We start from the raw sequence: 21503 nt of genomic DNA on the forward strand, positions 1-21503 counted from the left end.
CACCCGCGCCCACCCGCGCCTGCCCGCCCCTTCCGCGGCGCTGAGTCGCACGAGCATCAACCTTCGTGGCAGAATTGATTCTCGTGCCACAGGTCAAGCCTGGGCACGGTCCGCTCTGGTGTAATGGCAGCACCCCGGCCTTTGGAGCCGTGGAGTATAGGTTCGAGTCCTATGGGCGGAACTTGGCGAGACACACTGCGCAACCAAGCAAGGAGAGCCAATACGTGAGCCCCGAGAATACTGGCCCAGCCGCCGTGATCGTCCTAGCTGCAGGGGCCGGTACCCGGATGAAATCCCGTACCCCCAAGATTCTCCATGAGATTGGCGGCCGCTCGCTGGTCGGCCACGCGCTCCAGGCGGCCCGCAGTATCAGCCCCCGCGAGTTGGCCCTGGTGGTCCGGCATGAACGCGACCTCGTGGCCGCCCACGTCTCCGCCCTCGATCCGAAAGCCCTGATTGTGGACCAGGACGATGTGCCCGGCACCGGCCGCGCGGTCGAGGCGGCACTGGAAGCGCTCGACACGCTCGACCCCCAAGGACGGCTGGGCGGAACGGTCGTGGTCACGTACGGCGACGTCCCGCTGCTCACCGGCGGCCTGCTCGGCGAGCTCGTCGCCGCCCACGAGGCCGAGGGCAACGCCGTCACCGTCCTCACCGCCGTGCTCGAGGACGCCACCGGCTACGGTCGCATCCTCCGCGCAGCAGACGGAACCGTCACGGGAATCCGCGAACACAAGGATGCCACCAGCGCCGAACGCGAAATCCGTGAGGTCAACTCCGGCATCTACGCCTTCGACGCCGCCGTCCTGCGCGACGCGCTGGTCCACGTCACCACGGACAACGCCCAGGGCGAAAAGTACCTCACCGATGTCCTGGCCCTGGCCCGCGCCGCGGGCGGCCGCGTCGCCGCCGTCGTCACCGAAGACCGCTGGCAGGTGGAGGGCGCCAACGACCGCGTCCAGCTCTCGGCGCTCGGCGCTGAACTCAACCGCCGCACCCTCGAAGCCTGGATGCGCGCCGGCGTGACCGTCGTGGATCCCGCCACGACGTGGATCGACGCCACGGTGACGCTCGACGAGGACGTCCGGCTCCTGCCCAACACCCAGCTGCATGGCCGCACCACGGTGGCGCGCGACGCCGTCGTCGGCCCGGACACCACCTTGACCGACGTCACGGTGGGCGAGGGCGCCACGGTGATCCGCACCCATGGCTCCGGCTCCACGATCGGGGCGCGCGCCAGCGTGGGCCCCTTCACCTACCTGCGCCCGGGCACCGTCCTGGGCGAGACCGGCAAGATCGGCGCGTTCTACGAAACCAAGAACGTCACGATCGGCCGCGGCTCGAAGCTGTCCCATCTCGGCTACGCCGGGGACGCGGAGATCGGCGAGGACACCAACATCGGCTGCGGCAACATCACGGCCAACTACGACGGCGAGAAGAAGCACCGTACGGTGATCGGCTCGGGTGTGCGCACCGGTTCGAACACCGTGTTCGTGGCCCCCGTGCGCGTGGGCGACGGCGCCTACAGCGGCGCCGGTGCGATCATCCGCAAGGACGTCCCGGCCGGCGCCCTCGCAGTCACCCTGGCCAAGCAGCGGAACTCGGACGGCTGGGTTGCGGCCAACCGCCCCGGTTCCGTTTCCGCCGCCCTGGCCGAGTCCGCCCTGGCCGAGTCCGCTGCCGCGGTGGATTCCGCCGCGGGCGCCGCCCCAACATCCTCCACTACTCCGGCACCGACAGAAGAGGGCTAGCAATCATGAGCGAAATTACGGCACACGGCGAGAAGAAGCTGGTGCTGGCCGCGGGGCGCGCGCACCCTGAGCTGGCGAAGGAGATCGCGAAGGAGCTCGGCACCGAGTTGCTGCCCCTGGACGCCTACGACTTCGCCAACGGCGAGATCTACGTGCGGGCCGGCGAGAGCGTCCGAGGCACCGATGCCTTCGTGATCCAGGCCCACCCTGCCCCGTTGAACAACTGGCTCATGGAACAGCTGATCATGATCGATTCGCTCAAGCGGGCCTCCGCCAAGCGCATCACTGTGGTGTCCCCGTTCTACCCCTACGCCCGGCAGGACAAGAAGGGCCGTGGCCGCGAGCCGATCTCGGCACGCCTCGTCGCCGATCTGTACAAGACCGCCGGCGCCGACCGCATCATGAGTGTGGACCTGCACACTTCCCAGATCCAGGGCTTCTTCGACGGCCCCGTGGACCACCTGATGGCCATTCCGCTCCTGGCCGACTACATCCGCACCCGGGTCGGCTCGGACAAGGTCACGGTCGTCTCGCCGGACACCGGCCGCGTCCGCGTGGCCGAGCAGTGGGCCGAGCGCCTCGGCGGCGCGCCGCTGGCGTTCGTGCACAAGAGCCGGGACCTCACCGTGCCCAACCAGGCCGTCTCCAAGACGGTCGTGGGCCAGATTGAAGGCCGCACCTGCGTCCTGATCGACGACATGATCGATACCGGCGGAACCATCTCCGGCGCCGTCCAGGTGCTCAAGAACGCCGGCGCCAAGGATGTCATCATCGCCGCGACCCATGCCGTGTTCTCCGATCCGGCGGCCCGCAGGCTGTCCGAGTCCGGCGCCCGCGAAGTGGTGGTCACCAACACGCTGCCGATCACCGCGGACAAGCGCTTCCCGCAGCTGACCGTGCTCTCCATCGCGCCGCTGATCGCGCGCGCCATCCGTGAAGTGTTCGACGACGGCTCCGTCACCAGCCTGTTCGACGGCCAGGCCTAAGCCGGCCGGCGGAGGGCCCGGTTTCAGAAACCGGTCCCTCCGCTGGTAGCCTTGTACCGAAACCTTGGCGAGGGAGAGCGCCGGCATTCCGTATTGATGTGAATTAATCGGAACCCGGACTGCTGGTCTCCGTAATCGACTGGGTCTGAATCTCCTTCTGAAGGGCAGCCGCACGGCAGCCCGGCGTTGAAGGTCGTAAACAGACCTCCGCCCTTGCTGAACACCGTTTAGTCCCACAGCTTGAAATCCCACGAGGAGATATCCATGTCTGAGCAGAAGCTCGCAGCAGAAGTCCGCACCGAATTCGGCAAGGGCTTCGCCCGCCGCGCCCGCATGGCCAACCTGATCCCGGCCGTCATCTACGGCCACGGTGCCGAGCCGATCCACATCACCCTGCCGGCGAAGGCCACCACCCTGGCCGTCCGCACCGCCAACGCCCTGCTGACCCTGGACATCGACGGCGAGCAGCACCTGGCCCTCGTCAAGGACATCCAGCGCAACCCGATCAAGCAGATCATCGAGCACCTCGACCTGCTGACCGTCCGCACCGGCGAGAAGGTCACCGTTGACGTGCCCGTTCACCTCAGCGGCGAGCTGGCTCCGGGCAACGTCCACAACCTGGAAATGACGGTCGTTTCCGTCGAGGCCGAGGCAACCCACCTGCCGACCGCCATCGAGGTCAGCATCGAAGGCCGTAGCGCCGGCGAGCACATCCACGCTTCCGACCTCGTCCTGCCGAAGGGTTCCACCCTGCTGGCCGACCCCGAAGCACTCGTCGTCAACATCTCCGAGGCCACCGAAAACGTCGAAGAGGGCGAAGAAGGCGAAGCGGCCGCACCGTCAGCCGAAGCAGCAGCCGAGTAATTCCGGCGAATTTTACGGCGGCCGGGTCCCTCAGGGGCCCGGCCGCCGTCGTCTCTGGTGCCGTAGCCCGCGCCGTACGCGCCCCGTAGCCGGCTACCCGCCCCGCCCCACCTGACCCGCCCCACTTGCCCCGCCCCACTTGCCCCGCCCCACTGGCCGCGCCCCCGGCCGCGTCCCACCGAAGGACTGACCCATGACCGACACCTGGCTGATCGTAGGCCTTGGCAACCCCGGATCCGAGTACAGCCACAACCGGCACAACGTCGGCCAGATGGTCCTGGACGAACTCGCCTCGCGCGTCGGCGGTGGCTTCAAATCGCACAAATCGCGTGCCCAGGTCCTCGAAGGGCGTCTGGGCATCGGCGGACCCCGGATCGTGCTGGCCAAGCCGCTGTCATACATGAACGTCTCCGGCGGCCCGGTGTCTGCCCTGGCCCAGTTCTTCGGCATCGATCCGGCCCATGTCATTGCCGTCCATGACGAGATCGACATCCCCTTCGACACCGTGCGGCTCAAGATCGGCGGCGGCGAAGGCGGCCACAACGGACTGCGCGACATCTCCAAGGCCCTGGCCACCAAGGACTACCTGCGCGTGCGGGTGGGCGTCGGGCGTCCGCCCGGACGGATGGAGACCGCGGACTTTGTCCTGCGTGACTTTTCCGCGCCGGAGAAAAAGGAACTGCCCTTCCTCATCGACTCAGCTGCCGACGCCGTCGAAGTCCTGGTCCGGGACGGCCTCACCGCCGCCCAACAAAAGTTCCACCCCGCCAAGGCGACGTAACCCCTCCCGGACGTAAACGCAGGCAAAATAACACGCAGCCTAAACGCCCCGACCGTGGGCCGGCCCGGGCCCGCGGCAGGCAGGCGGCGACTAAGTTGCATGCGGATTGCGTGTTTCCTTTCCAAGCTTTCCGCATTCCAGCTATGATCTGTCTACTCTCACGTCGGGGGATAGGGATACGCTACTTCTAAGTGGGCAGTTCGGGGTTGCTGTCTGCAAAGCGGTACGAAGGAAACTACATGTCGAGGGATTCGCTGGGCTGGGGGAATGTTTCCACTACATTGGCACCCGCCGAAGAAGAACATGCTGCCGGCCAGGTCGCGAGACACGGCTGGTCCGGTTTGGCGCGGAACGCTGATGCTGAGCGTGTCCGCCAGGAACTGCTTGCCCAGGACCGGATGGGCGTCGTCATCACGGGCGACCGCGGCGTGGGCAAAACGCTTGTCGGCAGGACCGCCCTCGCGGGCTTCGGCCCCGAGGTGTACACCATCCAGCTCCGCAGTTCAGGGCCGGGGTCGGCAACGCCATACGGCTGCCTCGCCTTCACCCTTGCGCGGCTCCCGCAGAGTTCCCTGGGCTCGCCGACCGCCATCCTGCACGGCATTACCTCGCTGATCCGCGACGACGCCGCCGGGCGCCAGTGCGTGATCCTGCTCGACAACGCCGGCGCCCTCGATGAACTCAGCACCGGGGTCCTGCTCAACCTGCTGCAGACCCGGACCGCCCGGTTGATCGCAACGGCCCAGCGCACCACTGACCTTCCGCCCGATTTCTACTGGCTCATCACTTCCGGCCAGCTCGCCGAGGTCCGGCTCGCCAACCTGACCGAGCTCGAGACGCTGGAGGTCCTGCAGTCAGCTTTGGGCCATCGGGTCTCGACCGCCCTGGCAAGCCAGCTGCACCAGCTGGTCGGCGGCAGCCCCACGCTCCTGCAGGCCGTCGTCTCCGAACAAATCGAACGCGGAAACCTTGTCCTGTCCGGATCCGTGTGGACACTGCTCGATGAGGTTGTGCTCGATGGCCGCACGGCGCTGGAGGATATTGTCCGAGCCAGGTATGCCAGGGAAACACCCGTGGCCCGGGAGGTCATCGACGTCCTCTCCTGCGCCCGGACCCTGCCCCTGTCCCGGCTCGCCAGGATGTACAGCCCCGGTGTCATCGCCGACATGGAAGAGGCCGGCCAGATCGTGGTCGACCGCGCTGACCGTCACCTCGTCACGCTGGGCGACCGCTACCTCGGCGACATTGTCCGCAACTGGCTCAGCGTGGAGCGCCGGCTGGAGCTCCGGGACAAGGTCCCCGGGCACCAGGAACATGAACTGGACGAGCTGACAGTCGAAGACCTGCTGGCCTACGCGGCGTGGACCCACGACTGCCACGCCCAGCTGGCACCCGCGCACGCCGTCGCGGCTGCCAGTGCCGCCGTCAAGCTCTTCGACCCGAAATTTGCCCTCAAATGCGCCGGCAGCCTCTCTCCCTCGGATCCTGAATGGGCCGAAGGGCAGCTCCAAAAATCGGCTGCCTACCTCCAGCTCGGCCTGCCGCTGCAGGCCATGTCCGCGCTGGACGACGTCTCCGAACGGCAGGTCAACGGCCTTGCGGCCGAGAACTTCGCCGAATTCATCGCGGCGAAGGCTGACTGCATGGCCTGGCTGGACGACCGCTCCGGCCAGGTCCCCGAACTGCTCGGGCAGGCCAGGGTCCGGCTCCAGGACCTGAGCCTGGACGAGCCGTCCCCCGCCCCTGCGGCGCTTGCCCGGGCGGGGCTCTGCCTGGATCTGTGCGAGTTCAACTATTTCTCTTTCATCGGGGATTTCGAGCCCATGATGGAGCGGCTTACCACCGCGGCCACCACGGACGTGCCCGGTGCCGATCCCGTGCACCGGCTCAGGTCGGCCATCATCCTGATGGAGGCCTGGTCCATGACCGGCCACGAACTCGATGCCCGCAAACTCATGCGGGAAATCGGCGGACAGCTGGGCGAGTGGTCCAACGTGCCGCGCATCCGGGAAAACTTCGCCTGGCGCTCTTTCAACGTGCTGCTCCTCTCGGGCCTGTGGCGCCAAGCCATCGACATGCTCAAGGACGCGAGCGGCCGGGCCGGGCACGGGCTGCATTCCGGCAGCGCCGCTACGGACCTCGCCGTCGGACTCGCCTATGTCTATGCCGGCCGCGGGTACATGGCTCTGGATCCGTTGCTGGCCGCGATCGCCCAGCTGGAGGTCCGTGCGAGCCTGCAGTCCCTGCGCCAGGCCTACGCCGCCACTGCTTTTGCCTACGCCCAGACCGGCAACTCGGTCCAGGCCACGATCTACCTGGACCGGGCCCGCTCGGCTGACGGCCCGGCCCGCTTCACGGTCGGCAGTTCCACCGAGTTCTGCATGGATATGGCGTCGCGGTGGCTCGGTGACCCCGAGGCCAAGGACCGGTTGATACGGTCCGCGGAGGAGCATTTCCGGAAGGGCCGCTACACCCTGGCCGGCATCTGCATGCTCGGGGCCACCGTCAACGGCACCGTCAAGGATTTTCTTTTCATGGAGGAAATCGCCGGGCTGCGGCAGGGGCCGCTGGCCGAGCTGTCCCGGACGGTCGCCGTCGGCAGCCGGAAGAAGGACGCCGCGATCATGCTCGAAGCCGCCGGGGAGGCCGCGGGGCTCGAACTGGACGCCGTCCAGGCCCGGTGCGCCGCGCTCGCATTCGACTTCGCGAAGGGCGCCGGGCTGACCGCCAGCGCCAACGCCGCTTACAGCATGCTGGAGAGCCTCTCGGAGTCCGTGCCGGCGCTGCCAGTCATGCCGCGCAACAAGGGTCCGCTGCTGACAGACCGGGAGCGGCAAATTGCCACCCTGGCCGGGAACGGGGTCTCCAACAAGGATATCGCCCTGGAAGTGGGCATTTCCGTCAGGACCGTGGAGGGCCACCTGTACCAGGTGTTCACGAAGCTCGGCGTTTCTTCGCGAAGTGATCTGCTTGGACTCATCTAGGGGGCCGGCGGGGAACCCCGGCACGGCGCCGGCCCGCGCCTTGACCGGGAGGTCGGAAGATTTGATGTCGGCAGTGGAAGCCCTCCAGGGCGGCAGCCATGTCGCCGTGTTCGTCCTCGGCGACAGCGGGATGGGCAAGTCAAGGCTCATCGATGCCGTCGTCGGGGAGCTGGGCCCGGAGGTGACGCCGGTGCCGATCCATGGCAGCGCGTCGCTGACCAAGGTGCCCTACGGTGTCCTGGGCCCCTTCATCGTCGGACTGCCGGTCCAGGAAGCAACATCGCAGCTGGCCGTTCTGAGGACCCTGTGGGCGCATCTGGAAGAGCAGAAGCGGGCCACCCAGAAGCCCCTCCTGCTGGTCGTTGACGACGCACACGATCTCGACGAGGCGACGGCCGGAATCCTCGCGGAGCTGGCGGCGGCCGGCTGGGCGAAACTGCTCGTCGGCGCGGCGGCCCGGCCCGGACTGCCGGAACCGCTCCTGCAGCTCTGGTTTGAAGGCATCGCCGAACGGCACGACCTGCGCCCGCTCACCCTCGCGCAGACCACAGAGATGCTGGAGGGCGAGCTCGGCTCGCAAGTGCTGCCAAACGTCGCCGAGATCCTGTGGGAGGCCTCCGGCGGCAACCCGATGCTCCTCAACGGGCTCCTGGACGACGCCAGGAACGACGGGACGCTGCTGCGGCGCAACGGTGTCTGGTTGTTCACCCGGCACCTGAACAGCCACGGTGACCGGCTGACCGACGTCGTGCGCCGCCAGCTGCTGCTGCGCTCGCCGGAAGAACGCCAGGCCCTGAACCTCGTGGCGTTGGCCGAACCCGTGTCCCGGGAACTGATCGAGTCGGTGGCCGGCGAAGAGGCCGTGGGATCACTGATCGACAGCGAACTGATCCGGGTCACGGACACCGGGACGGGTGAGCTGCGGCTGTGGCATACCGTGTACGGCGACACCTTGCGGAACCTGATTTCGCCGGCCAGGAGCCTGCAGCTTCGGCAGAGCCTGCTGCGCAAGATGGACAGCGAGCCGACGTCTGCCGAGGGACTGCTGCGGCAAGTGAGCTGGTCGATCGAGTGCGGCGCGGAGGTCGAGGACCGGCAGCTCCTGAGGGCGGCCGTGCTGGCGAGCCGGCTTTACGAGGACGAGCTCGCCCGCAAGGCTGCCGTCCTCGTCAAGGATCCGGAACTGCAGATGGCGGCCCGCGCCGTGATAGCACGGACCCGCTACAACGCCTCCGACTACGTGGCGGCCCGGGACATCCTCGACGCCGATTTCGGGCAGGGAAACAGCATCCCCGGGCTCCTGGCCGGATCCCTCCTGTGGGCCGCAACGATGTCAGCGCTGGGGAACACGCCGGCAGAGATCATCAAGCGGGCACAGGTGCTCCGACGCGCCGCCGAGCGCCTCGCTGCTGCCCGGCCGGACGACGCCGAAGCCATTCACCGTGCCACGGAAGAGCGGCTGGAGATCCTGGAAGCCATGGTCCTGGCGCTGGCGGGCGAGTACGCGGCAGCCCCGGCCGCGGGGGCGTCCACCGAGGACGCGGCTGCCGGCACCCTACCCTCGAACACCCTGCCGTCGAACACTCTCGTACAGGCGTTCCGGCTCTGCCTCGACGCGGAGCGGCTCCTGGCAGGCGGCAAGGGACTGAGCGCCCTCGCTGCGATGACCCGGGCCATCGAGGCCGCCGGGGCCGATCACGAGGAGCTCTACTTCCTCACCGACTTCCTCGTGGTCCGTTCCGCGGCCGCCGCAATTCACTCCGGCGACTGGCAGGGGGCGGAAAGCCTCCTGACCGGCTTCGTCGCCGGATCCGGGCCCAACCTGATTTCCTTCGGCGGGGGAGTGCACGCGGCGCACGGCATCATCCTGCTCTACCAGGGCAAGGCCGCCCAGGCCCTGAACACGCTAAGCGCCGCGCTCGAAGCGCTGCGGTTGACCGACCCCCAGCAGCTGTTCGCGCTCACGGCGGCCATGGCTTTCGCGGCAGCCGCCGAAGTCGGTGCCCAAACGAAGGCAGAGCTACTCCTCGCCGACTTCGAGGCAGCACCCGCGGCCCTGCCGCAGTACATGCGCTCGCTGGCCGCGATGGCCGTGGTCTATGGAAAGGCCCGGCTCGGGAACTACCCGGGTGCCATCGCCGAACTGAAGCGGCTCGGCCGACCGTACCCGGACGTGGACACCGCCGGGCTCGAACTCGACGCGCTGGCCTTTTGCCTGGCCCTGGGGGACACGGACTCGGCGCCGAGGCTGCTCGAGCTCCGGGCCAGGCTTGAGGGGCCAAGGCCCGCCGCGATCTGCGCCTACGCCGCAGCCATCAGCGCCGACAACGCCGCAGACCTCCTTGAGGCCGCGAAAACCTGTGAGGCGGCGGAACTGTGGGCCTTTGCCGCCCTCGCCTACGACGCCGCGGCGCACGCCTACCGGGCCGCGGGCGACACCCTCAGGGAGCGCATGGCCAATTCCCAGCGGAAGCGGTGCCTGGACCGGGCCGATGACCTTCCCGGCGACGAAGCGGCCAAGAACGATGACTCGCTCGGCATACTGACCCGCCGCGAGCGCGACATTGTGGCGCTGGCGGTACGCGGCCTCACTGACCGGCAGATTGCCGCAGAGCTCCAGGTGTCCGTGCGCACGGTTGAAGGCCATCTCTACCGCAGCTACGCGAAACTCAACGTCAAGGGCCGTGAGCAGCTTCCCGGTATCGGCGGGCACTAGCGGCAAGCAAGGGAGAGGCCGCGTGGGGCCGTGTCCGCCGGCCGGCCGGCCGTGGCGGGCCGCTTCCCCGGTGTCCGGGCCGCTACCGGCGCCGGACACGTGCGGCGGGATTGCGACTACTTGGTTTAAGCCTTGCGGCAGCGCCGGTCCAACTGAGTACAGCTACGTAGAGCGGGCGGAATACTCGCTAGGTAATCGAGTACTACTTACGCATACCGAAAATACGCGTAGTCCCTACCGTTGAGGTATCACCGCTCACACTTTGATTGCGAAGGTCTCTCATATGTTCCAGCAAGACGCCGGCTTGCCAACGGGCAGCGGCCAGACAGAAATAGTGTTTCCGGCGCAAAGAAACGGTCATGGCCGCAGTAAGGACAGACCCTTCACCCGCCAGGAGGTCGTTGCCGACATCGTTGAGACCCTGACGTCGGGTTCCGGCTGCGGCATCGTACTCGTGGGCGACCACGGGGCCGGCAAGTCCTTTATCGCCCAGCGCGCCCTGGAGCAGCTCGGCGACGAGTACCTGGTAGTCCAGGTCAGGGGCAGCTCCATATCCTCCAAGCTTCCCTACGGGGCCTTGAGCGTCCTGCTCAACGACCTCGACGCCTCACACCTCGAGCACCCGCTGATGGTGCTGCGCGGACTGACCCAGCTGCTCCACAACAAATCCGAAGGCCGGCGAATCGTCCTCTTCGTGGACAACGCCCATGACCTCGACGAGCTCTCCAGCATGATGGTGGCCCAGTTGAGCGCCGGGTCCCATGTCACGTTGCTGGCGGCGTGCGTTGACATGCCGCACATCGGCGGGGACATCATGGGCCTGTGGAAGGATGACCTGCTCCGACGGGTGGACCTCGGACCGTTCGACTTTGCAGAGACGGCAACAACGTTGCACCACGAATACGGCGGCCGGTTCTCCCTGACCGCTGCCCGGGCGCTTTGGAGTGCGAGCGGGGGCAACGCCTTGTTCCTCCATTCCCTGGCCCGGGAGCAGATCAAGCTGGGCACAGTGATCCGCCAGGACGGTGTATGGTTCCTGGGCAACGGCCCCATCGCCTTGACCGGAGAGATCCGGGACGTCGTGAAGGCACGCCTCAACCGGCTCGGCAACGGCCAGCGCGACGTCTTTGAACTGCTGGCACTCGCCGGGGCAGTCCCGCTGCAGACCCTCATGCTCATCGCCAACCCGCAGGATATGGACGCGCTCCAGGAGCGGGCCCTGATCCGGGTCACCCACGACCATCCGCCGATGGTCAGCATCGCCAACCCGGTAACAGCCGGAATTGTCGCCAACGTGGTCCCGCCCGGGCGCAGCGCCGAACTCCGCCGCCGGCTCACGGCCGTGCTCCAGGAATCGGACACGCTGGACACCGGCGGCTCGGCCGGCGTCGCCTGGGCTCTGGATTGCGGGGAAGAGGTGAGCTCCCAGGTCGCCCTGGCCGCCGCCCGCGCCGCGAACGGAGCATCCGACCACGCGGCCGCCTTGCGATTTGTCCAGGAGGTCGAAGGAAGCGAACCCGCCGCCCTGATGGCCATCGAAACAGTCAATGCCCACATCTCGGTGAACAACGAGGACTCCGCACGCCGGGTTCTGGAGGCACTGGATGACGGCGCGTGCGCCAAGCTTCCCCTGACCGAGTGGACCGCTTTGCAGCTGCTGCGCGTGGAATTGGACAAACGCAGCACGGCCCCAGGCGCCGACCCCGAAGCCCGGATACAGGAGTTCGCCGAGCGGCTGGCTGCCGAGCCCGCCGCACAGAGTCCAGTTGCAGTTGCAGCCCGGGAGCGGCTGCGCCTGGCGGAGGCTGGGCTCGCCGCTTTCCGTGGACGCTACGACGAGGTCCTGGCCATAACCGACGGCGTGGACGCGGGGGACCTGGGCACCGAACCAAGGATCCTGACCGCCAGCTTGCGCAGCGAGGCCCTGGCCGTCACAGGCAACGTGGTGCGGGCGCTCGCCCTTGGAAAGCAGATCCTGGCGGCCACAGCCGGTGTGCAGCTCAGGGACCATGCGGTTCGTGAGATCAGGGGCAGGTTCCTCCTCCTCCTTTTGCTCTCCGGCAAGTTCAGGGAAACGTCCGTCTATCTTGAGGAGACGTACAGCGGCGCAGAGCCCCAGACCAGGCTGGGCGGGATGTTTGAGATCGGCCAGGGCGTCATGGACCTGCATGCCGGACACCTCGACGACGCCTTGTCCCGGCTCCAGGCGGGCCGCTGGCAGCTCCGGGCGCAGGACCCCGACGCTTTGGGCGGCCTGGCCGCAGCCGTGTGTGCCTATGCCGCCGCACTCCAGGGCGAAGAGGAAGTGGCCGGCCTGCTGCTGGACGATCTTGCCCAGGCCCGGCCGCCCGCGGCCTGGCTGGTGGAACGGCTCACACGCTATTTCGAACTGTCGGCCCAGGCCGAGCTCGGCCAGAGGGCAATGTCCATCCGTGCGCTCTCGGCCGAAGCGGGCAACGACGCTGAAACGTCAGCACTGGCCCCCGCGCTCCTGTTCCAGTCCGCCGCGGCCCGGCTGGGAGACCGCCAGGCGGGCCAGAAGCTCGGCAGCCTGAGCGGGAGGGTGACCGGACAATTCGCGGCCCTGTGCTCGCGGCTGGCCGAAGGCATGCGGGAGGCTGACAGCGAACAGTTACTGGCAGCATCCAAGGAAGCTGAGGCATGCGGCAACACCGTGTTCGCCCGGGACGCGGTGCGGAAAGCCGTCGGCTGCGCAAACGACGCCGGCAACCGCATCGCGTTGCGGATCGCCCAGCGGGCGCAGCAGTCCCTCGATGACAAGTTCGGCAGTCCGAAGAACGGGCTGCGGTCGCTTACAACCTCAACCCTGACGGCGAGGGAATGTGAAGTGGCGGTCCGGGCTGCTGCCGGTACGTCCAACCGCAAGATCGCGGAACAGATGCACGTATCCGTCCGCACTGTGGAGGGACACCTCTATCAGGTGTATTCGAAGCTGCACGTCGCCAGCCGATCGGAACTCAAAGATGTCATCTCGACTCCGGCAGACAGCGCCAGGCTCGGCTGAGCCCGGCAGACTGCAGGCGGCAACCCGGACGTCTGTTCAAGACGGGCAGAAACTGGCAGGAAGAACCGGCGATGGAAAGCCTGGCTGAGACCTCGGCACTGATCGAGCGCTCGGCGCTGGTCAAGGACCTGGTGCGTTGCCTGCGTGACGACACCCGATCAGGTGCGCTCATCGTCGGCGGCGCGGGCGCGGGCAAGACCGCCGTCCTCAAGGCCGCCATCCGCGAACTCGAGCCCCACCGCCATCTGATTCGGCTGACCGCCACTTCGGCTCTGGCCAGCGTTCCTTTCGGGGCCCTGGCGCCGTACTTGTCCCGGCTTCCTGACCGGGAACTCGACTCCTACGCAGCCGTCGTGGAAGCGATGGCGCGCAGCCTGAAATCCGAGGCGGACCGCCCTCTGTTTGTGGTCGACGATGCGCATTGCCTCGACCATGGGACCGTCCGGCAGCTGGCGCAGGCGGCGGCGACCGGCGCCGCGGGAATCCTCGTGGCCTGCCGTCCCGGGCCGATGATTCCGGAAGAGTTCCTCGCGCTTTGGGACGACGGGATAATTTCCAAGTTCGACCTTTACCCGCTGAGCCGGATCGGAACCCACCAACTATGTGAGCAGGTCCTGCGGGCCGACGTCTCTCCGTGGGTTAGTGCGTTGTTCTATAAGGCGGCCGACGGCAATCCGCTCATGCTGATGTCCCTGATCCAGCATGCCCGGGCCAGCGGCGCCTTGGGCCTCCGGCACGGAGTGTGGTTCCTGCTGGCCAACCCCGACATGGCCCAAGTTCCGGCCGCCGACGTTGTCGACCGGCAGTTGCGCTCCATGACACCGGAGGAAAAGACCGCCGCCACGATCGTTGCCATGGCCGGACCGCTATCCCTGTCCCAGATTCTGCGGATCAGTGGTCCCAAGGCCGTCGATGCCCTGGACACCGCGGGCATCATTGCCGTCTCCACGGGACATGACCGGCTGGTACGGGCCGCCAGCCCGATACTTGGCGAGATTATCCGCCAGCGGGTCCCGGCCGGCCGCAGTTCGGCCCTGCGTTCGAGCGTGTTGTCGCTTCCGTCGGCGCGGGCCGCGGCGCCGGGAGCGGCCCTCAACCGGCTGCGCTGGTCCATGGACTGCGGCGTAGAGATCCCTCCGATCCAGCTCCTGCAGGCCGCTGTCGCCGCGAACACGGACCTGGACCCTGGGACCGCGGCCCGGGTGGCTGGCGCCATCCGGGACGCCCGGTTCCTCCCCGAGGCCCGGATCCAGCTGGCCTATTCGCACTTCATCGCGGGGCACACCGAGGCCGCTGTGGCGTGTCTGGAGTCCGCACAGCCGGTGCCCTCCGGACGGCCGTCCTACCTGGCTGCCCTCCTGGCAGCCCGGCTCGGGTCCGCAACGCCGGCCCGGCAACAGCATCCGGACGCCGGCACGCACCGCCCGGCCTTTGAACTGCCCATCGAACCAGGGCTCCTGGAATCGCGTGCCCGGGATTCACTGTCTGCGGATTTCGCGACGTGCACCGACCTTTCCGGACGCGCTCCGGAGGGACAGCCGCCGGACGTGACAGCCGCCGGGGGACTGGCCACAGAGCTTCTGAGTCACTCGTGGGACGGCAAGTTCATGGCAGTTGGAACCGTGCTGCGCGAACTCATCGCCGCGGCCGGCGCCTATCCCGAAATCCGGGTCCCGGCAGTTTCCCTCCTCGCCGAACTCTTGACCGCCCAAGGTCAACTCCGCGCAGGGCTGCGTTTGGACGGCGAGGCATGGGGCGGGGCCCGGACCGCAAGCCTGGAACTACCCTTGGTCTACGAGGACCTCGTGGTGCGCCACTGCCTGAATCTGATCTGGGCCGGCGACTGGGACCGGCTCGGAAATGTCCTGGACGATTACGCGGCCCGTGAGCCTGGGCGGCTGCTGTACAGCGGCGGCATGCTGCACCTCATGCGGGGATACTCGCGGTTGCGCCAGGGCAGGATGCGTGAAAGCCTGGCCGAACTTCGGCTGAGTGTCGAAGAGCTCACTATCGCCGACCCGTTAGGTCTGTTGCCGTTTGCGCGCGCCGTCGCGGCCTATGCCGCAGCCGCCGTCGGACGCCACCATGAGGCCAGCCAGCATGTACTGGCCTACCGGCTCTCGGTGTACCGGGAGCCGAAAACCCTTCACCTGCTGGCAGAGGCGTACTGCCGGGCGGCTGAACCCGGAGAAGGGCCCGGAGGGAGCGGTGCCGGGGCTTTGGCGCGGCTGGCGGACGAGGCCCTGCACGAGAGCCTGCGCGGCGTCGAAACCGATATCAGGCGGCTCGCGCTCCGCGGCGGTGACACCTCGGGCGCCGAGGCCCTCGCCCTCAGCAGCGGCGCAGTCGACGGCCCGGAGGCCAGGCTGGTGGAGTCCTACGCGCGAGCGGTGTCGGCGTCGGATGCGTCCGACCTCATTGGCATCAGCGACGACGCGCTCAATGCAGGGCACGGGCTCCTTGCCCTTGAGGCCGCCCAGCAGGCCGAGCGGATCCTGGCAGACGACCCGGAGCGGTGGCGGCTTACCGCGGTCCAGCGCCGGGTCCATCACCGCCTGGTGGAGGCCGGAATGTTGTCGCAATTGGAGGTCGTCCGCAGCGATCACGGCGCCCCGTTGACTGCCCGTGAGACCGAAGTCCTGGAACTGGTGTCGGGCGGGGCCACGAACGCCGAGATCGCCACCGCGCTCTGTGTGTCACTTCGGACCGTGGAGGGGCACCTGTCCCGGATCTTCGCCAAGCTCGGCGTGGGCCGGCGGGCGGACCTCCTGGACCTCGGCCCGCTGCCCTCCTGACCGGTCCGGCCCGGCCCGGCGTGGCCTGACCTGGCTGTGGCGTGCGTACAGCACGGGTGGACTCCGGGACCAGCGGGAGTAGCTCCAAGTAGTGCCATGGCGAGTAGGGCCTCAGAAGTCGGGTAAACGCTACTCGTGTGCAGAGCCCGTTCGGGCGATTGACTTAAGCCAGTCCCACGAACAGCACTAACCCGAACAGCTCCACCCCGAACAGCTCACAAAGGTCTCAAAATGAGGAACTTGAGGGCGGTCAGCAACCGCAAGCATGGCCCGAGGAAAGTGTGGTCTCAAATTCCTTGCTTGCGGATGCAGCCACTGCCACCATTAGAGGTGATCGGGCCGTAATCTTTCCCACTAACTCCTTCATTGGAATCGTGCGGTGCCTCAACGGGCAGCCGCGCGCCAAGGTCGGAGCCGGCGGCGTCAGAGCCTTCTGAGACCGAGGCTCTCCCCCCAGCCGCCGCCGGCTCCCTTAACCGGTCTTCACGCGGGTCCGCGCCTTCGAGAAGCGCGACCCTGACACGGGTACCGGCGGGCATCGCCGCAGGGGGTAGCGGCGGGTGACGACGTCTTGTGTGCAAGCCCTCGCCGGCCCTGGCGTCAAGCGCCGGCATGTCGGGCAAGCCCTGCGTCGGGGCAGACCTTGCGCCGTAGCAGTGAGAGCCGGCCGGCTGTTCCGGCGCCCCTGTTGGATGTCGCTTTTGGATGCCGCTGCTGGATCCCGTCGGCCCACGGCTCCCGCCAATGGGTCCCGGCGACGGACAGCCGCGGCCCCTGCGGTCATCGCCGCGGCCGCTATTGTTTGTCGTTTGCCATTTTCGGGCAGCACCGGCCCACCCCCTGGCTGGGGGTCGATTTGCGGCTGCCCTTGGGCAATGCGCCCGTCGCGGTCCGGGTCTTGGCCACCGAAGGGCACCGCCGCGCGAGCCGATGGCCCCTCGAGCCGGTTACCGGGGCACGGAACTCCTCTCGCGTTCCGCGGTGAGCGCGTTCCGCGGTGTGCGCGTTCCGCGGTGTGCGGGTCCGCGCGGTGGCCGCGCAGGAGAGCTGCGGGAACGTGGGATAATTAGGTTTAATCTGTGTGATGTATTTCGCGCCGCTTGCTTTCCGGGCGGCACGGGGCACGCCGCAGCGAACGCCGATCCAGGAGTCCCCGCCATGGTTGCCACCCCAGCCCACCTCCGCCGCTCTGCCGCCGCCCTCGGAAACGAGGAGGTCCTGAGGATCCGCAACGATTTCCCGATCCTGCAACAGCACGTCAACGGCTTCCCGCTCGTCTACCTGGACTCAGGGGCGACTTCGCAGAACCCGCTGAGCGTGCTCGAGGCCGAGCAGGAATTCTATGAGCAGCGGAACTCCGCGGTCCACCGCGGGGCGCACCACCTCGCCGTCGAGGCCACCGAGGCATTCGAAAACGCCCGGGAAACGGTCGCCGACTTTGTCGGGGCCGAGTGGGATGAGCTGATCTGGACCTCCAACGCCACGGAGGGCCTGAACCTGCTCACCTATTCTTTCCTCAACGCTTCCCTGCCCGGCGCCGGACCCGAAGCGGCCCGGTTCGCCCTGGCCCCGGGCGACGAACTCGTCGTCACGGAGATGGAACACCATGCCAACCTGATCCCCTGGCAGGAGCTGGCGGCCCGGACAGGCGCCGTCGTGAAGTTCATCCCGATCAACGACGCCGGCGCCCTGGACCTGGAGGCCGCCGCCGGCATCATCGGCCCGCGCACCCGCGTCCTGGCGTTCACCCACGCGTCCAATGTCCTGGGCACCATCAACCCGGTAGCAGCCCTGGTGGCCCTGGCCCGGTCCGCGGGGGCCCTCGTGGTGCTCGACGCCTGCCAGTCCGCGCCGCACCTGCCTCTGGACGTCAAGGCGCTCGACGTCGACTTCGCGGTGTTCTCCGGCCACAAGATGCTCGGCCCCACCGGAATCGGCGCCCTCTATGGCCGCTCGGAACTGCTCAACGCGATGCCGCCGTTCCTGACGGGAGGGTCCATGATCACCACCGTCACGATGGAACGGGCCGGATTCCTGCCGAGCCCGCAACGCTTCGAGGCCGGCACCCAGCGCATTTCGCAGGCGGTCGCACTGGCCGCGGCGGTGAACTACCTCAGCGAAACCGGGATGGACCGCATTCACGCCTGGGAGGCCGAACTCGGCCAGCGCCTCGTGCGCGGCTTGGAATCCATCCCCGGCATCCGGGTGCTGGGCCCCGCGGCGGGACAGGAACGCATTGGCCTGGCGGCATTCGACGTCGCCGGCGTCCACGCGCACGACGTCGGCCAGTTCCTGGACAGCCGGGGCATCGCCGTGCGGGTCGGCCACCACTGCGCCCAGCCGCTGCACCGGAGGCTCGGGCTGGCGGCGACGACGCGCGCCAGCACGTATCTTTACAACACCACGGACGATGTGGACGCGTTCCTGAACGCGGCCGCCGATGTCCGTGCCTACTTCCAAGCCTAGGACGGACATCCATGAGTCTTGACCAGCTCTACCAGCAGATCATCCTGGAACACGCCAAGGCCCGGCACGGCAGCGGCCTGGCCGCCGCGGCCGCACCCATGGACGCCAGCAGCGGCCAGTCCCACCAGCTGAATCCGACCTGCGGCGACGAAATCACGGTCCGGGTGTCCGTGGCCGGCGGGAAGGTCAGTGAGCTGCGCTGGGACGGCGACGGCTGCTCAATCTCGATGGCCTCGGCATCCGTGCTGACCGAGCTCGCCGAGGGCATGAGCGTCGAGGAACTCCGCACGGTCATAGACAGCTTCCGCGAGGTGCTGCGCTCGCGCGGCAAGGTGCCGGCCGACCCGGAGGTGCTGGGCGACGCCGCCGCGTTTGAGGGCGTGTCCCGTTACGCCGCCCGGGTCAAGTGCGCCATGCTCTCATGGGTGGCCGCGGAGGACGCACTCGGCCAGGCCGCTGGCAGGCTGACGGCCGCGCCCTAGGGACGGCCCAGGCCCTTGTAAGTCCAGCCGGCGGCCCGCCACTTGGCAGGGTCCAGGACATTGCGGCCGTCCAGGATGCGCGGCGCGGACACGAGCGCCTTGGCCGCGTGCGGATCCAGTTCCCGGTAGGCCTGCCATTCGGTCAGCAGCAGCACGGCATCGGCCTTCTGCAGCGTCGTCTCAAGGTCCGGCTCCAGCTGGAGTTCCGGGAAACGCTTGGCGGCATTGGGCAGGGCCTGGGGGTCGGTCACCGTCACCACAGCGCCCTGCAACTGCAGCTGCGCGGCAGCGCTCAGCGCGGGGGAGTCCCGGACGTCGTCGCTTTCGGGCTTGAAGGCCGCGCCCAGGACGGCGATCCGCTGTCCCATCAGGGTGCCGCCGCAGAGCTCCCGCGTGAGTTCCACGACCCGGGTCCGGCGCCTCATGTTGATGGCGTCAACCTCGCGCAGGAAAGTCAACGCCTGGTCGGCGCCCAGCTCGCCCGCGCGGGCCATGAACGCACGGATGTCCTTGGGCAGGCAGCCGCCGCCGAAACCGATGCCGGCATTCAGGAATTTCCGGCCGATCCGCTCGTCCAGCCCGATCGCGTCGGCCAGCCGGGTGACATCGGCCCCCGTGGCCTCACAGACCTCGGCCATGGCGTTGATGAAGGAAATCTTGGTGGCAAGGAAGGAGTTGGCGGCAGTCTTGACGAGTTCGGCCGTAGCGTAGTCCGTCACCAGCCGGGGTGTCCCGCGCGAGAGCGGGGTCTCGTAGACCTGGTCCAGGACAGCCACCGCTGGGTGGTCTTCGCTTCCGTCCGGTGTCCCGTAGACAAACCGGTCCGGGTTCAGGGTGTCCGTTACGGCGTGGCCTTCGCGCAGGAACTCCGGGTTCCAGACCAGCATCGCGCCGGGCTCGGTTTCGGCCAGCACCTCGGCCAGCCGCGCGGCCGTACCTACAGGCACGGTGGATTTCCCGGCCACGACGTCGCCGGGGGAGAGATGGGCGGCCAGAGCCGTGACCGCGGCGTCAACGTAGCGCAGATCGGCGCCGTTTTCGCCGCGTTTTTGAGGGGTTCCGACACAGATGAAGTGGACCTCGGAGCCGCGGGCGGCGGCCATGTCGGTGGTGAATCGCAGAAGCCCGGATTCTTCCAGCTCGGACAGCAGATCGTCCAAAACAGGTTCATAGAACGGGGCGTGGCCTGCTGACAGTTGCGCCACCTTGTGTTCGTCGACGTCGATGCCTACAACGTCGTGGCCCAGCTTGGCCATGCAAGCAGCATGAACAGCGCCCAAATAACCGCAACCGATAACCGAAATCCGCATACTTTCGTTGTCCTCCCGTCGGGCCTGTTCACAGAGTACGCGGTGGACCGCGGAATCGCACAGCAGCGGAGAGTGTCATGAGCACCAGGGCCGCAAGGGCGCCGATCATGGCGCCGAAAGTGTTCGCGGCGACATCGGAGACGGAGGGAAAGCGCGCCGGGAGGAAGAAAAGCTGGGCGAGCTCAATCAGGACCGAGACCAAGAAGCCGACGGCGGCCCCGCCCCACCACAGCCGGGCACCCAGGATCCGGGCCACGAAGGCACCCAACGGAATGAACAGGACCATGTTGGCGGCCAGTTCGAGCACCCGATAGTCGAACCATTCGGGGACACCCCAGCGGTGCAGCTTCCGCAGCGACCGCAACAGCAGATCGGAGGCGCCCTGGTCCACGGGAACGGGCCAGAGCGCAATGAGGCCAAGAATGAGCACATAAGCCCCCAGCCCCCACATGGCCGCACGACGGGGTAGCAATTGGCGTCCCCTTTCAGCTGTCCACTTTTTTGCCGATTCTATCCGCCGGCAGGCCACGAGCGCAGGAAATCCGGCACACCGGCGGGCATATGACGGCCGGTGTGCCGGATGCTAGCTGAGCAGCCCGGCCACGCCAATCGCCGCCGTCGCGGCCCCCAGCAGCATGGAGATGCTGACCAGGACCACATGGACGGTCAGGAAGCGCGTGGCCTTGCCGTTGGCGTCGCGGGCACGCGGATCCTTCATGACCCGGCGCAGGAACTGCGGCCAGACAACCAGGGACCAGACGCCGGCGACGATCAGGACGACGGCGAGGACCGCGGGCAGTTCCACGGGCTCAGTGGCTTTCGAGCCAGGCCTGGGCCTGCTGGGACTGCAGGTTCAGGGCCTTGCCGACCATCGGTTCTGCGGCGTCGGCGATCTTGCCGCCAAGGAACGGCACCGAGGAGGTCACGTCGCCCTCGAGCTCGATCCGGGTGCTGCCGCCGTCGGACACGAGACGCTGGACAGCATTCACGTCCAGCGGGGCGCCGGAGACCTTCAGCGAGATCTTGCTCTGCCGGGAGCCGTCGGCGGCGGGGGCCTCCCAGGCCTCCAGCTGCGTCACCTTCAGGCTTTCGCCAACAAATTTCCGGGCAATGTCCGGCATCCGGGTGGTGGGGATGGTCCGCACGGTGGTGGTGTTGAAAGCGCCGGCGGTGTCACCGTCGACGGCGAAGGATTCCAGGGTGCCGCCGACGAGTTCGCTCGTGTGGCGCAGGAAGTCTTCATTGACGAAAACCGCGGTAACGCGGTCGACGCTGTGCGGAACGGTAGTGGATGCACTCAGGGCCATAGGGGGTCCTCCATGATGTGGAAGTGGACGTTTCGG

The 21503-nt window shown here is 67.8% G+C and carries 14 protein-coding genes and 1 tRNA gene; 11 read left to right on the forward strand and 4 right to left on the reverse strand.

Annotated elements, in window-relative coordinates:
* The first annotated feature begins 109 nt into the window (after positions 1-109).
* The 11 genes from AC1D0A_RS08735 to sufU all read left to right on the forward strand — a co-directional run bounded on the left by AC1D0A_RS08735 (position 110) and on the right by sufU (position 18850).
* Positions 110-181, forward strand: a tRNA-Gln gene (locus AC1D0A_RS08735).
* A gap of 43 nt (positions 182-224) precedes the next feature.
* The gene (gene glmU, locus AC1D0A_RS08740; protein WP_476942955.1) at positions 225-1751 is read left to right on the forward strand and encodes a bifunctional UDP-N-acetylglucosamine diphosphorylase/glucosamine-1-phosphate N-acetyltransferase GlmU; all 1527 of its coding nucleotides are present in this window, start codon (positions 225-227) and stop codon (positions 1749-1751) included.
* Between the two features lie 5 nt (positions 1752-1756).
* On the forward strand, positions 1757-2737 hold the full coding sequence (locus AC1D0A_RS08745) for a ribose-phosphate diphosphokinase (RefSeq protein WP_018774662.1): 981 nt from the start codon (positions 1757-1759) through the stop codon (positions 2735-2737).
* A gap of 264 nt (positions 2738-3001) precedes the next feature.
* Entirely contained in the window at positions 3002-3601 is a 600-nt protein-coding gene (locus AC1D0A_RS08750; protein ID WP_028276489.1) for a 50S ribosomal protein L25/general stress protein Ctc, read from the forward strand.
* A gap of 193 nt (positions 3602-3794) precedes the next feature.
* Positions 3795-4382, forward strand: coding sequence for an aminoacyl-tRNA hydrolase (gene pth, locus AC1D0A_RS08755; RefSeq protein WP_028276488.1), 588 nt, complete (start codon positions 3795-3797; stop codon positions 4380-4382).
* A 239-nt stretch (positions 4383-4621) separates the two neighbouring features.
* Positions 4622-7366, forward strand: coding sequence for a helix-turn-helix transcriptional regulator (locus tag AC1D0A_RS08760; protein ID WP_476942956.1), 2745 nt, complete (start codon positions 4622-4624; stop codon positions 7364-7366).
* Positions 7344-10082, forward strand: a complete 2739-nt coding sequence (locus AC1D0A_RS08765) for a LuxR C-terminal-related transcriptional regulator (protein ID WP_476945616.1) — start codon at positions 7344-7346, stop codon at positions 10080-10082. The genes AC1D0A_RS08760 and AC1D0A_RS08765 overlap by 23 nt, the downstream gene beginning before the upstream one ends.
* Before the next feature lie 283 nt (positions 10083-10365).
* Complete coding sequence (locus AC1D0A_RS08770) at positions 10366-13107, forward strand: LuxR C-terminal-related transcriptional regulator (protein WP_476945617.1); 2742 nt, start codon at positions 10366-10368, stop codon at positions 13105-13107.
* Positions 13108-13178: 71 nt separating this feature from the next.
* A complete protein-coding gene (locus tag AC1D0A_RS08775) occupies positions 13179-15902 on the forward strand; it encodes a helix-turn-helix transcriptional regulator (RefSeq protein ID WP_476945618.1) in 2724 nt (907 codons plus the stop codon).
* A gap of 1158 nt (positions 15903-17060) precedes the next feature.
* Positions 17061-18368 carry a SufS family cysteine desulfurase gene (locus tag AC1D0A_RS08780; RefSeq protein ID WP_243179769.1) on the forward strand — a complete coding sequence of 436 codons (1308 nt, stop codon included), beginning with the start codon at positions 17061-17063 and terminating at the stop codon, positions 18366-18368.
* Between the two features lie 11 nt (positions 18369-18379).
* Complete coding sequence (sufU, locus tag AC1D0A_RS08785; RefSeq protein ID WP_079551640.1) at positions 18380-18850, forward strand: Fe-S cluster assembly sulfur transfer protein SufU; 471 nt, start codon at positions 18380-18382, stop codon at positions 18848-18850.
* Here sufU and AC1D0A_RS08790 read toward each other — a convergent pair.
* The 4 genes from AC1D0A_RS08790 to AC1D0A_RS08805 form a co-directional block, all read right to left on the reverse strand.
* Positions 18847-20160: a UDP-glucose dehydrogenase family protein gene (locus AC1D0A_RS08790; RefSeq protein ID WP_243179757.1), complete on the reverse strand. Its 1314-nt coding sequence runs from the start codon at positions 20158-20160 to the stop codon at positions 18847-18849. The genes sufU and AC1D0A_RS08790 overlap by 4 nt on opposite strands.
* A 28-nt stretch (positions 20161-20188) precedes the next feature.
* On the reverse strand, positions 20189-20590 hold the full coding sequence (locus tag AC1D0A_RS08795) for a VanZ family protein (RefSeq protein WP_243179754.1): 402 nt from the start codon (positions 20588-20590) through the stop codon (positions 20189-20191).
* Between the two features lie 153 nt (positions 20591-20743).
* Positions 20744-20965: an SCO4848 family membrane protein gene (locus AC1D0A_RS08800; protein ID WP_018774651.1), complete on the reverse strand. Its 222-nt coding sequence runs from the start codon at positions 20963-20965 to the stop codon at positions 20744-20746.
* Positions 20966-20969: 4 nt separating this feature from the next.
* Positions 20970-21467 carry a DUF2505 domain-containing protein gene (locus AC1D0A_RS08805; RefSeq protein ID WP_243179753.1) on the reverse strand — a complete coding sequence of 166 codons (498 nt, stop codon included), beginning with the start codon at positions 21465-21467 and terminating at the stop codon, positions 20970-20972.
* Positions 21468-21503: the final 36 nt, after the last annotated feature.

This window comes from Arthrobacter sp. P1_D4 (assembly GCF_056406115.1).

Bases quoted from the DNA above. Each gene is read 5' to 3' on its own strand.
- pth (WP_028276488.1), top strand. From the start codon at position 3,795: ATGACCGACACCTGGCTGATCGTAGGCCTTGGCAACCCCGGATCCGAG.
- AC1D0A_RS08775 (WP_476945618.1), top strand. From the start codon at position 13,179: ATGGAAAGCCTGGCTGAGACCTCGGCACTGATCGAGCGCTCGGCGCTG.
- AC1D0A_RS08780 (WP_243179769.1), top strand. From the start codon at position 17,061: ATGGTTGCCACCCCAGCCCACCTCCGCCGCTCTGCCGCCGCCCTCGGA.
- AC1D0A_RS08770 (WP_476945617.1), top strand. From the start codon at position 10,366: ATGTTCCAGCAAGACGCCGGCTTGCCAACGGGCAGCGGCCAGACAGAA.
- AC1D0A_RS08760 (WP_476942956.1), top strand. From the start codon at position 4,622: ATGTCGAGGGATTCGCTGGGCTGGGGGAATGTTTCCACTACATTGGCA.
- AC1D0A_RS08745 (WP_018774662.1), top strand. From the start codon at position 1,757: ATGAGCGAAATTACGGCACACGGCGAGAAGAAGCTGGTGCTGGCCGCG.
- sufU (WP_079551640.1), top strand. From the start codon at position 18,380: ATGAGTCTTGACCAGCTCTACCAGCAGATCATCCTGGAACACGCCAAG.
- AC1D0A_RS08750 (WP_028276489.1), top strand. From the start codon at position 3,002: ATGTCTGAGCAGAAGCTCGCAGCAGAAGTCCGCACCGAATTCGGCAAG.
- AC1D0A_RS08805 (WP_243179753.1), bottom strand. From the start codon at position 21,467: ATGGCCCTGAGTGCATCCACTACCGTTCCGCACAGCGTCGACCGCGTT.
- AC1D0A_RS08790 (WP_243179757.1), bottom strand. From the start codon at position 20,160: ATGCGGATTTCGGTTATCGGTTGCGGTTATTTGGGCGCTGTTCATGCT.